Origin of the sequence: Streptomyces sp. NPDC058773 (assembly GCF_042746015.1) — a bacterium.
Taxonomy (GTDB): domain Bacteria; phylum Actinomycetota; class Actinomycetes; order Streptomycetales; family Streptomycetaceae; genus Streptomyces.
The window spans coordinates 23,625-36,667 of the sequence record NZ_JBHYPE010000045.1 but is presented as its reverse complement, the minus strand read 5'-3'; the positions used below and the strand labels follow the sequence as shown (position 1 = coordinate 36,667).

Here is a 13,043-nt window from a genome sequence, read left to right as displayed (position 1 = left end):
CAAGCCGACGGACACCCTCGCGAATCGTTGCCTTCTTGGCCCACTAGTAATGGGGCGGTCAGTGATCTGCGGAGATCTCCGCTGCAGCTCACTGTCCCGCCCTATGATTCAGTGATCCAAGTGGAGTGCATAGCGGCTGGCTGGCGCTAAGACGTGCCATCGTCGGCACGTACGGCCATCAGTACCCGTTGCAGCGCGATGATGCGCGGATCTCCATCTGGTCGGGCTTCCAGAGCGCCGTCCAGTAGCGCTTCGAGCTCGGCCTGCGCTGTACGCGGCTGTCCGGCCTCCCACAACAGCTGGGCTCGTCGGTAGCGCAAGTCCCAGACCGAGTCGTGGTCCGCGCCGCGCGTACGTGACCAGCCTTCCACGATTTCCTTGAGCTGTTCTGCGCTTTCTGCCGGTCGCCCCGCCATGCTCAGGCCCTCGCAGAGGCCCCTGCGCGCTGTCAGCGTGTCGCGATGGTCCAGCCCCAGCGTGCGTACCCGACGCTCCATGACGTCACGGAAGCGAGCAATGGCCTCCGCGAGATTTCCTTGGCGCCCCAGCACCTTGGCCAGATTATGGTTCATCGTCAGCGTATCGGGATGATCCTCTCCGAGGATGTTCAGGCATTTGTCCAGCGCGTCACGGTATTCCACTTCCGCTTCGGGGCAGCGCCGTTGAGCGGACAGCAGGAAAGCTAAGTTCCCCTGGACGGACAAGGTCTGTGGATGATCGGGGCCCATGACACGGGTACATGCCGACAGGATTTCCCTGTATGCCTCCTCGGCTTCACCGGCGGCTCCCCTGTCATCCAGAATGCGGGCGAGGGACAGCCGCGTGGCGAGCGTCTCGGGATGCTCAGTCCCGTGCCTGCGTTCCTGGATCTCCAGGATCGCTGAGTGCTCCTTCTCCGCTGCGTCGAGCTCTCCTTGCATGCGCATGGCGACAGCTAGGTTGTGGCGTAGCACCAGTACCAGGGGCTGATCGTCGGAGTGCTTGCCGTCCGCGTCCCTAAGTGCTTCGCGGTAGACGCCCGCTGCCTCGTCGAGGCTTCCGAAGTCCTTCAGTGCTGCGCCGAGAGTATTGCGGGCGGTGATCGTGTCGGGATGTGCGGGCCCCAACCTCCGCCGTTCCTCATCGACGACCTCCCGCAGCTGATGGATCGCCTCCTGCAGCCTTCCGCGTGCGAGCAGTACTGCTGCCAGATCGTGCTGGACGTCCAGGCGCGCACCTTCGTCTCCCGGTAGGGCGGTTAGCGCCTGCCACAACTGCTCCTCTGCCTCGGCGAGGCTTCCCTGTTGCAGCAGGAGCGCGCCCAGCGACGCCCGAACACTGGCAACGTTACGGTGCGAGCTGCCGAACACACGCTCCTGAAGAGCGAGGACCGTGCGCATCTCGGACACCGCGTCGTCCGTTCGCCCGACTCGTGCCAAGGCCATCGCCCACTCGAAGCGGGCATTGAGCGTGATCGTGTGTTGCTCCCCGTGGCGCGCGGTCGCTGCGTCCAGGATCGACCTGTACTCCGATTCCGACTCAGTCAGTTCACCCAGGGAACGCAGTGCCGCAGCATGACTCTCGCGACCTGCTAGCACGTTGGGGTGATCGTCGATGAGTTGCTTCTTCTGCGCGTCGGTGAGTTCGGCGAAGAGCGCCGCGGCGCTCTTCGCATCGAGTTCCCCTTGCCGCGTAAGCAGTACGGCTAGGTTGTGGCGTGCATCGAGCGTCTCGGGATGATCGGACCCCAGGATGCGTGTCCGCGCGTCAAGCACCGCCCGGATCTCAGCTTCCGCCGCAGTGAACTGCTGACGCAGGATGAGCGTGGTGGCCAGGTTCGCACGAGTGGTCAGCGTGGAGGGGTGCTCGACTCCGAGGACCTCTGCTTCAAGTTCGAGAACCTGTTGGAAGACCTCCTCGGCGTGCGCGTTCTCGCCTTGGTCGCGCAGCGAAATCGCGAATTCGTGCTGGGCTTCGAGGACATCGGGGTGCTTCTCGCCTAGCTCGGCCCGCAGCCCTTCCAGTACCTGTCTACCCTCGTCCGCCGCTTCGTCAAGGCGCCCCATGCTCCTGATGCAGATCGCACGAGCGTGCCGTGAGCGCAGAGTAGTGGCTGCCTCCGCGCCGAACAGCCGGGTCTCATGGCGGATCACCTCGTCGTACTCGTGTTCCGCCTCCTTGAGCTTTCCTCGCTGACATACCGCCCTCGCTCGTTGGTAGCGCACGGACAGGGTGGTGGGATCGGCCGCCCCGAACTTCCTGACGCACTCCTCCACAATGCGGTCGAGTTCGGACTCAGCCGCCTTCAGATCGCCCATCTCCTTGACCGCGATCGCTCGGTGCCTGCGAATGTTCACCCCGATCCAGGGGGCAGCTTCCGCGGAATCGGCACGCTTCAGCGCTTCGTCCGCCAGTTCGCAGGCCCCTACGTAGTCGCCCCGGAAGTGCAGATGGGAAACGGCGACCCCAGCACCGATCAACACGCCGTTGAGACGGTCGTCAGCAGCGGTACCCCATCGCGGCAACCGGCACATCATGACCAGCCAGTGCGGGATGAGTCCCTGCCACGCCGGCCAGGAACTCGGATCCCGCGGATTTTCGAGGTACGGGGTGGCTGCCACAAGCAGATCCGCGGCCGAGTCCCACACCTCTCGGTAGTCCCCGGGCTCCGCGAGGAGCGGAGCGACCGACACCTCGGCCACGAGTCGGTGGATCTGGTACGCGGGTTCCGTCGAATGCGTGTCGACCCCAATGAGGCCGAACCTGCGGAGGCCACCCAGGGCCGTTCTGATTGCCCGAGGCTGAACGTTCGCGGGCCACATCTCCAGAGCCGCGACCGTGGACGGATCGAGCAAGGCGTTCGGCAGGGATGCGGTCGGAGCAAAGCAGGACAGCAGCTGCAGTAAGCCACGGGCGTGAGCCGTGCCCTGTCGTTCGAGGAGGGAGAGGGACAGCTCCCACGTACCCGCAATGGTCCGGCGGGTCCGCTCCTCCTCACTACGTAGATCCCCTTGCACACCCTCCGTGGCGTCGTCCAAAAGCAAGGGAGAATCCCCGAGCGCGTCGATGTACTCGGTGAAAGTCTCTGCTTCGGCCAGTGGATCGCCGTGCGCCATGCCCAGGTACGTGCCCGCCAAGTGCAACGCGAGCGGCAAGGACCCCAGCCGCTCGGCCAGGTCCGCGGCGGAGTCCGTGTCACCCGCCTCGGGAGCCAGTTCCCCGAGGACTCGGCCCGCGAATTCGAGTTCCAGAACCTCAAGTCGGTGGAAGTGCGCAATCCGGCTGCCCCAGGATCGGTCGTTGCCGTCGCGCGTGGTGACTAGGACGCCCTGTGAGCAGCCGACCGGGGGCCTGGCCCAGCCCGTGGCGTCGGCCAGTGCAGCACCCGGGCAGGACAATACGTCGAGATCATCGGCATCGTCGAAGACGAGCAGCCATGGGCGGTCCAGGGTCACCAGATGGCGCCACACCAGGTCGGCCGCGGGCCGTCCGCCCTTCTCCCACGCATGGGCGACGTGCTCGGCCGGAGCCCCGGCGAGGAGGGCCGCGTGGCGCATCCCGTCAGCCACAGCCGCTGCGGATCCGGCCTGGATCCAGAAGACCTCGACGCCGGCCTCCTTGGCCCGCTGAGCTGCGCTCAGGGCAACCGTCGTCTTCCCCACCCCGCCCATTCCGGACAGGACTTGGATACGCGGGTGCTCCGCCCGCTTGGCCTGCGCGAGGGCTGAGAGGGTTTGGTCCCGGCCCAGCACGGCCTCCGGGAGCCTGCCGTAGGGAGCCTCCACCGACCCCAGTGCGAGCAGTTCCTGGGGGGTGGGGGTGGGGGTAGTGAGGCTCATCCCCATGTTGATGATGGCGCCGCGAAGGTCCGCCCCCGGGGCATTCAAGCCCGTCGAGCCGATCACGCTGTTAGCCGTTGTGTCCCGAGCAGGGTCGGGCGGGTTTGCAGTCACTGCCCCTGCTCGGACCGGCCAAAGGACATGTCGATCGCGCCGTTGAACGTCGCTCCAGGTGCGTTCAGGCCATGGGAGTCGCGCACGGTGTTGATGGTGCTGCCTGCCGGCCGGGCCAGGAGGGACTGCAAGTCTTCCAGCTCGCGCCGGAATTCCGGGTAGGCTGCGGCCTCGCGACGCAGCGCCTCGCTGACGACGGCGACAGCATCCGGATCGTCTGCGTCTTGCCCCTCCAGTACGGCAACGATCCGGTCGTCGCTGGAAAAGCGGTCCCGTAGGCGCCGCCAGAGATCCGACACGACAGCCTCACTCAGGCTTCCACTGACACCGCCCAGTGCGGCCAGCGCCAGCTCGGAGAACGCTAAGTCCATCTGTACCCCCAGGAGTTACTCACATCGGCGTGCCTGGCGGTCACTCTAGTGGCGTGAAGCTGGCCCGGCATGTTGCGCCCTGGAAGTGTCCGCGTGGGTACAGGGGACAGGATCAGGTGCCGTCGTAGACCCAGGTTCGGCCGGTCTGTCGGTACTCCTCCACGGGGATCGGTTCGACGCCAGTTCGCATGCGGGTGGCGTACAGCAGCCCGTCGAGGTGGTCGATCTCGTGATGGATGAGGCGGGCGAGGCCGCGTTCGTAGACGGTGGTCGTGGTCTCGCCGGTCAGGGTGGTGGCCTCCACCGTGATCTCCAGTGGGCGGGGGACGAGGCCGCGGACGTCGAAGAAGCTCAGGCAACCCTCGTACTGCTCATCCATCTGACCAGAGCAGGTGGTGATCCGCGGGTTGAGCAGGGTGATGGCGGGACCGTCGCCGGGCGGTTGGACGACCGCAGCAGCGCGTCCGATACCGATCTGCGGCGCCGCGATGCCCATGCCCTTGGCGAAGGGATGGACCTGACCGACCCGTTCCATGGCGGCGAAGAGCTCGTCCGTGATGCGTTCTGCCTCGTCGCGTTCGGCGGGCAGGTCGAAAGCGCGGGCCGGTTCGGTGAGGATGCCGGCACCGTGTTGGACGACGCCGAGGTCTCGCATCTGTTGGCTGGGCCGCACGTCAATCACCTGAACTCCCCTTGATCTGAGTCGCGTTCGGTCCGTGCCCGAAACCGCCACTCCAGACGGTACCGAGCGTGCAGGGCGGGTGTGGTCGTGATCCACGTGAATTGCCGTAGTTCACCGTCGTCGCTGCGGACGGGAGGGGTTCGCAGCGGGGAGGCTTCGGCGGTCATGGAGGTCTCGGTGCCCCACACGACGGGGTCAAGGACGGCGGGGAAGGCGAGCTGGACTTCGAGTTGTTCGGTGGGCAGGCGGACGGCTCGCTGGAACCAGTTGCCCCATTTGTCGTCGCCGACGGTGTAGGCGTACTCGATCCACACGGACTCGCCGGGGTAGAGGGGGAAGCGACCGTGTTCGTTGTCGAACAACAGCCACACCTCCTTGAAGGCGTCACGGTCGTGTTTGGCCTGCCACCGCATCGCCTCGCCGCGGCAGGTGGCGGTGAGGTCGAGTTCGTCCCAGGTCAGCGGATGGGCTCGATAGTGCGCGTTCGACTGCTCGGGGTCGCCGGGGTAGCGGTCCACGGAGATACGGATCAGGTAGCGGGTCACCGGCTCCTCGCCTGTGTTACGCAGCCGCCGGCGCATGGTCAGCCGGTACGAGGTGCCGTCGTACTGCAGCCGTGCCGCGTCGTGTTCGACGACGAGGGCCGATCCGGTCGCATACGGCTGGTCGGGCCCTCGCTGGGCGGGCGGAGCCGCCGCCGGCCGACGCGAACGGGCCTTTGCCTGCTCGTAGTCGCACCAGCGTCTCCAGATCGCCTTCCCGGCGTTCAGGGCCTCGTCGGCGAGACGTGAGTACTCCTCGCTGGGCTTGTGGCGGCCCGACTCCACGTGGCTGACGTAGGACGGGTCGAAGCCCATGGCCAGCGCCAACGCCCTCTTGGACATGCCGCGTACTTCCCGCCAGCGCGCCACCTCGGCCGCGTAGTCCTCGGCCGCCTGCTCGGCGGTGATCTCCTCGCCCTGCGCTTCCATCGAAGCCCCGCGTCATCGTTGGTGAGCATGAATGAACCGTGAGTGATCCCAGTTCACCATCCCGTCACGGTCTGCGTCGCCGCTTTCCTTCCCTTACTGGCCCGGATCGACCCCGGGCGGATGAAGGAGGCGACGCACCATGCGCGTGCTGTACTTGCTCAACATCTCCAACCCCGACCGGCTTTCGGCCGACTCAGGGTGGATCTTCGCGGACCTGCTCGCCCCAGCGCTGGCGGATGCCGGAGCGGAGGTGACGGTCGCGGCCCCGGCTCCGGCCGGGGATGCACGCTGCGGATTCCATCAGACGAAGGTGCCGGGGACGAAGTACCGGGCCCGCTTCTCCGCGGACATCGACGAGCTGGTGGCGCTGATCCGGGCGGAGAAGCCCGACGTGGTCGTGGCCAATCAGATCGAGGAGGCCCCTGCGATCCGCACCGCCTTACTGGAGGCTGGATCCAACGCCCTGCTGGCCGGCTACTGCCACTACCTGCCGTTCTCCTTCACGGGCGGCGGCCAGCTCCAGCTCGATCCGTCCCTGAACGACGCGGCGCTTGGGCGATCGGTGCTGCTGGCATTCGCCGCCGGACTGGCCGCCTGTGACAGGGTGCTGGTCCACTCCCCCACGGCGGCGTCCTGGGTGTCGGCGGCAGCTGCCCGGACCACGCTGGACCTCGGCGGGAAGCTGCGAGTGGTGCCCGCCCCGCGTGACGAGCGTCTGGTACGCGACCCCGCCACCACGCGGTCCGCCTCCGGCACCGCGGCGATCGGTGTCTACAACCACCGGCTGTACGCGCACTACGGCACCGGACAGTTCGTGGACCTGGCCCGCGACCTGGCCGCGTTCGGCACGGTCAGGCTGCGGGTCATGGACCTGTTCGGCCAGCGCCGGGCGGAGCGCAAGGGCCTGGACGACAGCCCCGAGAAGATGCGTGACCAACTCGCCGCCCTACCGCACGTGCAGGTCGTCTCCGACCGGGGCGACCGCGTCCGATACAAGGACCTGCTGGCCGACGCGCACTTCGGCATCGCCCCGTTCCGTCCGGGCTGCCCCTGGTCGATGAGCGTGATCGATTGCCAGGGCATGGGCCTTCCGGTCATCTCGCCCCGCCTTGGCTGGCTCGCCGAGCACATCGACCCCGAGCTGTGCTTCACCACCACGGCCGAGGCCGTCGCCTTGGCCGAACGGCTCGCCACGGACCCCGAATTCCATTCCCTGCACGCCAAGCGGGCCCACGCCTCCACCGCCGACTTCACCCCCGCCCTGATCGCGGCCCGCTACCTAGAGGCCGTCTCGTGAACAGCTACGACGCGGTTCTCCTCTCGTACGACGAGCCGATGGCCACCTCGCTGCACTCCCGGCTCCAGCGCACACTCGGCGGGGCGGTCAAGCGCCTGCATGGCGTACACGGGATGCGCCGGGCCTACCGTCTGTGTGCCGAGGTAGTCGACCACGAGCAGTTCTTCCTAGCCGACGGGGACTTCGCCATCGACACCGGCTTCGACCCCGCCTCGGTGGAGCCGCTGGACGAGGGCGCGTCGATGCGGGTGTGGCGGGCGGTCAACCCGGTGAACGGTTTGACCTACGGCTACGGCGGGCTCAAGCTCATCCGCCGCAGTGCCCTGCGCGAGATGGGCGAGGCCGTGGATGTGCTCGCCGCCCTGCCCGGACGGATCGAGTTCGCCCAGCAGACCGCGGGGATCACAAGGTTCAACCAGAGCCCCTTCCACGCGTGGAAGGCCGGTTTCCGCGAGTGCGCGATGCTCGCCCGCAGCAGCGAGTACGGGATGGCCGACGACGACGCCCGCCGGCGGGTGGAGGCGTGGACGACCAGTCACAGTGGCGAGTTCGCCGCCTACGCGGCCACCGGAGCCCGGGATGGCGTCGCTTTCGCCCGCGAAGCCGCCTGCGCCCCGCAGCGGTTCGGCCATCTCAACGACCCTGCCTGGCTGCGGGCAAGGTTCACCACCGCCCACGGAGACCAGGCGGTGGCCGGATGACCGGCCCGCTCGTGCTCATCGAGCCGTACGCGAACCGCCTGGGCGGGCATCACCAGCGCACGCTGGTGGCCCTCGCCACGGTCCGATCCGGCAGCCTGGTCATCGCCCCGCACGGGATTGCCACCGAGACGGTCGGCGCCCTGCGTGAGGCGGGGGCCCGGTTGGTCACCGGACCGTCCGGGCATCAGGCGCGCGTGCTGCTGGCCGCCTCCCGGCTGGCAGCCAGCATCTCCGCGGCCGGACAGCGATTGCTCCGGTCGCGCCGCTGGCCCCGCCGGATGCGGCGGTTGCCGCACCAGGTCACCCTTATCGCCCGTTGCCTCACCGAAGGGGCAGCGTTGCGGACCGCGCGTCGGCTGGAGTCCCGGGCCGACGCGGTGGTGATCCTGACCGCCAGCGAGGCTCTGCACGGAGCTGCCGCCCTCCTGAGCGACCAGCCGCACCTGCGGTTCGTCCACGAGGCGGTCACCGACGAGGACACCGTCGTGCGGCTGCTCGGCCGGCTCGCCCGCCGGGGCGAAGGGCGAGTGATCGCGGTGTATCCGACACAGGCCGTGGCTGACCAGTTCGCCGCGGCCTTCCCCCGCCTGCCCGCCGTGGTCGGCGCTTTCGCGGTCGACGACGGCCACCGTCTGACCGCAGGCGAACGCGAGGGCGGCCGTGCCGCGTTCAACGTCCCCTCCTCCGAGGCCGTGGTGTGCCTGGTGGGCGGGTGGTGGCCCTACAAGGACATCGCCGTCATCGACGCCGCCCTGTCCCGGCTCAAGGAGCCCCTGCACCTTGTGGTCACCGGTTTCCCCCTCGACGAAGCACTCCTCCAGCGGTGGCGGGCCCAACCCGGCCTGCGGGTGCACACCCTGCCCGGCCCGGTCAGCGAAGCCGTACTGCGGCTCGTGTACGCGGCTGCCGACGCCGCCCTCGTCACCCGCCACCGCGGGACCGGCAAGGAGTCGGGGCTCGTCATGGATGCCGCCCGCCTCGGGGTTCCCCTCATCGTCTCCGACCACGACCCCGCCCTCACCGCGCGTCTTCGCAGCCGGCCCTGGGCCCTGACGTTCCCCGCCGGCGACCCGGCCGCCCTCGCCGAAGCCCTGCATACCGTCATCCGCCAGCCACCTCCGCTGCCCGGCCCCGAAGCTCCCGGCCTGCTGGGGATGCGGTCGGCCGCCGAGCAGGTCGGCTTCCTCACCCGAACCTTCGCCTCACTGCGTACGAAGGAGTCCCGATGCTGAGCACCCCTCCCGCGCTGATCGCCGTCGTCGGCCCCGTAGAACCCGCGCTGCTGGCCGCCTGGGTCCGCCACTACCGGTGGCTGGGTGTCGAGCGATTCCTGATCGCCTTCCACTTCCCCGAGCATGTGCCCGACCAGCAGCGGCACGAACTCCAGGCCGCCAGCCGCGAACTGGGCATCATCCCCACCGGCACCAGCACCGGCCCGTGGCACGAGCGCACCAACACCCGGCTCAGAGACGCCCTGCGGCACCGGGCCGGCCCGGGCTGGCACCTGCTCGCCGACGCTGACGAGTTCCAGCAGTACCCCGCCCCACTGAGTGAGGTGATCGCCCAGGCCGAGAAGTCCGGGCACCGCGTGGTGGGCGGCCTGATGCTCGACCGGATCTCCGCGAGCGGGCGCCTGACCGGCTGGCGGCCCGAAGGCGGACTGGACCTCGCCTATCCCCTCGGCGGGCACCTCACCCATCGACTCCTGCACGGAGATCCGCGCAAGATCGTGCTCGCCCGCCACGATGTCACCGTGGCGGGCGGCAACCACAGGGCCCCCGGGCAGCGTCCGGATGCCGACCGCATCTGCGCGGTTCACCACTTCAAGTGGCGCTCGGGCGTCCTGGACGACCTCCGCCGCCGGGTCAAGCACTTCTCGACCGGCACATGGCAGGAAGAGACCCCGGCCGTGCGCGACGAGGCCGACCGCCTCCTGTCGCACGTCGGCCGACACAGCGGCGTGATCAACACTAGCGATCCGCGGTTCGCCTTCCGCCGGGTGAGCCTGGACCGCATGCCGTTCAACTGGCCCAGCGAGGCCCGCAGCATCGTCACGGCCTGGCGACCGCACGTCGCGCACCAGCCAGAATTGGAGACAATGAAGGCGCCCACGCACAGCTCCTCGTGGAAGGGATGACCGCGTGCCCCTCGCCGTTCTCCTGGCCGGCATTACCGGCTCCGGGAAGACCACCGTCGCCCAAGCCCTGGCCGACCACGGCTACACGCGACTGTCCGTGGACGAGGAGGTGCACCGCCTCCACGGCCGATACGGCGTGGACTATCCCGAGCACACCTACTTCGAGCGCGAACGGCCCGTGGTCGAGGCGGTCCGAGCACGGTTCGTCAAGGAACTGGAGGCCGGGAACGACGTCATCCTGGACCACGGGCTGTGGCGGCTCTCAGATCGCGACGCCTGGCGTCAGGCTGCCCGCGAAGCGGGCGGCCACCCGGTCGTGGTCTACCTCCCTGCCGGCAGGGAAGAGCTGCTGGCACGCCTCGCCGAGCGCAACCAGCGCGAGGACGCCAACGCTCTCACCGTCACCCCCGAAGCCCTTGACGACTTCTTCGCCCGATTCGACCTCCCGGCCGACGATGAAGAGGTCATCGTCTACACCGGAGACCTGGACGCACTCGTGGTGGCGCTGTCTTCGGTCAGGCACAGGCAGGGCTGAAGCAGGCCCGCTTACGGCTCGATATCACCGACCATGGCGTGGTCCGCCACGCGCTTGGCGTTGGCTGCGATCGCTGCTCTGCTCGCGCACTGTCGTGGGCGCGGGCGGAGGTGCGGAGGCGAAGGACGTGGCGCTCACGGTGCTTCGCCTGCGCGCTGCTTGCATGCGCTTGTTCGGCTGGGCGGTGATCCGCCACACCAGGACCTGTGCCGGTGAGTCCGCGGTGGCGAGTTCACGCTCGGCGGCAACTTCGCTCAGGAGTTGACGGGGATTGTGGCCGGAGGTCTCGGCGCGGGCGAGCGTGGTGGTGAGGGCGGGCCAGAGAGGATCAGCCAGGATCTGGTCGGCGTGGTCGGGGATTGCCTGGCGCACGGTGGACTCGAATCGGTCGATGGTCTGCTGGCCTGGGGCTCGGCGGGAGAGATCTGCCAGGACTGGCGCGCTGGCCTGCTGGTAACCGGCCCGCAGGTGGAGGAGTGCCTGTTCAGCTGCGGCGGCCTGCTGCTGGTGGCCGCGCTGCGCGTGCCAATTGGCGGCGGCGCGGGCCAGGTGGAAGGCCGCGAAGATGAGGGCAATGGCGAGCCCACCTGGCTCGTCTCTGGCGTAGGCGAGTTCCCTGGTGGCGTCCCGCAGGGAGGTGGCCGCCTGGTGGTCGGCTCGGATCGCAGAGCGGCGGGCACGGTTGAACGCCATTGCTGCTGCCTGTAGTTCAGCCTGGTGCGGGCCCTGTACGGCACGGGCCAGGTTGTGCAGGGCGTCGCTGAAGGCATCCAGTTGGCCCTGGGCTGCGGCGTCGTTACCCGAGTCGAGGACGCTGTGGGCTGTGCGCACAGCCCACTCGGCACCGCGCCATGTCATGTGGGGGTCGTCGATGTGCTGCGGGCGGTGGGTTATGTCCTGGGTGGGGAGGCGTTCGCACAGGCGGTTGAGGGACAGGTCGGGGGCGAGTTTGGAGCCGCCGTACCAGGCCGGCTCGCCTCGGGCAGTGTCGCCGGGGGCGGCCAGGCTGTAGCCAGTCACCTCTCCGGACTCCGGGCCGATGCGCTGCTTGACCTGGATGCCGAGCGACGTGAGAACGGTGAAGTAGTCGTCAACGCTGCGTACAGCGGCAGCGACGGTGTACGCCTGCTCGCGCAGCCACTCCCTCGCAGTGACGCCCTGGCTCTGACGCTTGGCCTTGGCACGTTCGGCGCCGGTCGGTGTGGGAGGTGCGGTGAGGTCCCCGGGCTTCAGGCGGCGCAGGCCGAACTCGGCCTCGATCTTGCGGCACTCCTGCTGTGCCCGCTGGCCGTCGCGGTGGGTGCGGGGGCGTCGGCCGTCGGCGCGGACGGTAGTGGCGAGGATGTGGATGTGGTCGTCCGCATGCCGTACGGCGATCCACCGGCACGCCTTCTTGTCGCCCTCGGGCGCGATACCGGTGGCCGCCACTATGCGGCGGGCGACTTCTGCCCATTCGGTGTCGGTGAGGTAGCGGTCGCCGGGGGCGGTGCGTACCGGGCAGTGCCACACGTGCTGCGGTGGTTTGTGGCCGCCCAGCTCGCGGGTGCGCAAGTCGACATGGTGGTCCAGGCGCCTGGCGAGCTGACTGTAGGTGGCCTCATGGTCGCGGCCGGGGTCAGGGGCGCCGGCCATGTCCCATGCGGCGACGATGTGCGGGTCGGTGTGCTCGTCCCGCCGCCCAGGGCCGAAGAGGTAGTTGATCAGGCCGAGGGTGCTGGAGCCGGTGGAGACGTCAGGCACCATGGCTGGCCCCCTCCGCCAGGAGCTGGTCGATCAGCCCATAGCTGTTTTCGACGGCGTGCTCGACGCGGGCCAGCACTGTCTCGGCGTGCTCGGGAACAGTCCCTCGGTGGATGGCTCCGGTGATCTGGTTGAGGTTGCTGCCGATGCGGTTCAGCGCGACGGTGTGAGCCTCGACGGCCTCGATCAGCGGGCGTATGGGATCGTCCTCCGGGCTGCCGACCATGCCCGCCTTGCCAAGGGCGACAGCGAGTGCGGCGTCGCCGACGAACCCGGCGAACTTCTGACCCCGCCGCTCGGCCTCCTTTGCGATGATGCGAGCCGCAGTCAGCGTGAAGCGGATGGTCTTTTCCTGGTCGCGCCTTTCGGTGGTGCGCTTGCGGTTCATCAGCGCGGGCAGCACCGGGGCGCTGGGCTCGCGCCACGAAGGCTGCTCATCGGAAGGCGTCGTATCGGCAGGCTGCTCAACGGGTGGTCGGGCATCGGCAGACTGCTCGCGGCAGGGGGCGGCGCAGTCGGCGACGGGTGCGGTGCTGGGCTCGGTGGTCCCCTCCTCAGGCTCGGGTGCCCGCTGGCGCCCGGCCTCTTCCTCCGCCACCCCTGGGGTGGGGGCAAGCGCGGACGAAGCCTCGTTAGAGGCTCGTTCGCTCCAGCTTGCTGCTGTTCGGCGGGCCAGC

11 protein-coding genes are annotated in these 13,043 nt (G+C 68.8%); 5 read left to right on the top strand and 6 right to left on the bottom strand.

Features of this window, described 5'->3' with window-relative positions; genetic code table 11:
* Window positions 1–146: 146 nt before the first annotated feature.
* From ACFW5B_RS28935 to ACFW5B_RS28920, 4 genes are all read right to left on the bottom strand, one after another.
* Entirely contained in the window at window positions 147–3,884 is a 3,738-nt protein-coding gene (locus ACFW5B_RS28935; protein ID WP_386445763.1) for a tetratricopeptide repeat protein, read from the bottom strand.
* Between the two features lie 44 nt (window positions 3,885–3,928).
* The gene (locus ACFW5B_RS28930; protein ID WP_386445761.1) at window positions 3,929–4,303 is read right to left on the bottom strand and encodes a hypothetical protein; all 375 of its coding nucleotides are present in this window, start codon (window positions 4,301–4,303) and stop codon (window positions 3,929–3,931) included.
* Between the two features lie 112 nt (window positions 4,304–4,415).
* A complete protein-coding gene (locus ACFW5B_RS28925; RefSeq protein WP_386445758.1) occupies window positions 4,416–4,985 on the bottom strand; it encodes a peptide deformylase in 570 nt (189 codons plus the stop codon).
* Window positions 4,982–5,956: a multiprotein-bridging factor 1 family protein gene (locus tag ACFW5B_RS28920; protein ID WP_386445755.1), complete on the bottom strand. Its 975-nt coding sequence runs from the start codon at window positions 5,954–5,956 to the stop codon at window positions 4,982–4,984. The genes ACFW5B_RS28925 and ACFW5B_RS28920 overlap by 4 nt, the downstream gene beginning before the upstream one ends.
* Before the next feature lie 139 nt (window positions 5,957–6,095).
* Here ACFW5B_RS28920 and ACFW5B_RS28915 point away from each other — a divergent pair, with 139 nt between their 5' ends.
* From ACFW5B_RS28915 to ACFW5B_RS28895, 5 genes are read left to right on the top strand one after another with little or no spacing between them, the layout of a single operon-like run.
* Window positions 6,096–7,253, top strand: coding sequence for a glycosyltransferase (locus ACFW5B_RS28915; protein ID WP_386445752.1), 1,158 nt, complete (start codon window positions 6,096–6,098; stop codon window positions 7,251–7,253).
* The gene (locus tag ACFW5B_RS28910) at window positions 7,250–7,954 is read left to right on the top strand and encodes a hypothetical protein (RefSeq protein WP_386445749.1); all 705 of its coding nucleotides are present in this window, start codon (window positions 7,250–7,252) and stop codon (window positions 7,952–7,954) included. Before ACFW5B_RS28915 ends, ACFW5B_RS28910 begins: the two co-directional genes overlap by 4 nt.
* The gene (locus tag ACFW5B_RS28905; RefSeq protein ID WP_386445746.1) at window positions 7,951–9,186 is read left to right on the top strand and encodes a glycosyltransferase; all 1,236 of its coding nucleotides are present in this window, start codon (window positions 7,951–7,953) and stop codon (window positions 9,184–9,186) included. The genes ACFW5B_RS28910 and ACFW5B_RS28905 overlap by 4 nt, the downstream gene beginning before the upstream one ends.
* Window positions 9,180–10,091 (top strand): glycosyltransferase family 2 protein, encoded by a 912-nt coding sequence (locus ACFW5B_RS28900; RefSeq protein WP_386445743.1) that lies wholly within the window; start codon window positions 9,180–9,182, stop codon window positions 10,089–10,091. Before ACFW5B_RS28905 ends, ACFW5B_RS28900 begins: the two co-directional genes overlap by 7 nt.
* A 4-nt stretch (window positions 10,092–10,095) precedes the next feature.
* Window positions 10,096–10,626, top strand: a complete 531-nt coding sequence (locus tag ACFW5B_RS28895; protein WP_386445740.1) for an AAA family ATPase — start codon at window positions 10,096–10,098, stop codon at window positions 10,624–10,626.
* 24 nt (window positions 10,627–10,650) lie between these two features.
* Here ACFW5B_RS28895 and ACFW5B_RS28890 read toward each other — a convergent pair whose 3' ends face one another.
* Window positions 10,651–12,369 (bottom strand): relaxase/mobilization nuclease domain-containing protein, encoded by a 1,719-nt coding sequence (locus ACFW5B_RS28890; protein WP_386445737.1) that lies wholly within the window; start codon window positions 12,367–12,369, stop codon window positions 10,651–10,653.
* The gene (locus ACFW5B_RS28885) at window positions 12,359–12,964 is read right to left on the bottom strand and encodes a hypothetical protein (RefSeq protein WP_386445812.1); all 606 of its coding nucleotides are present in this window, start codon (window positions 12,962–12,964) and stop codon (window positions 12,359–12,361) included. Before ACFW5B_RS28885 ends, ACFW5B_RS28890 begins: the two co-directional genes overlap by 11 nt.
* Between the last annotated feature and the right edge of the window lie 79 nt (window positions 12,965–13,043).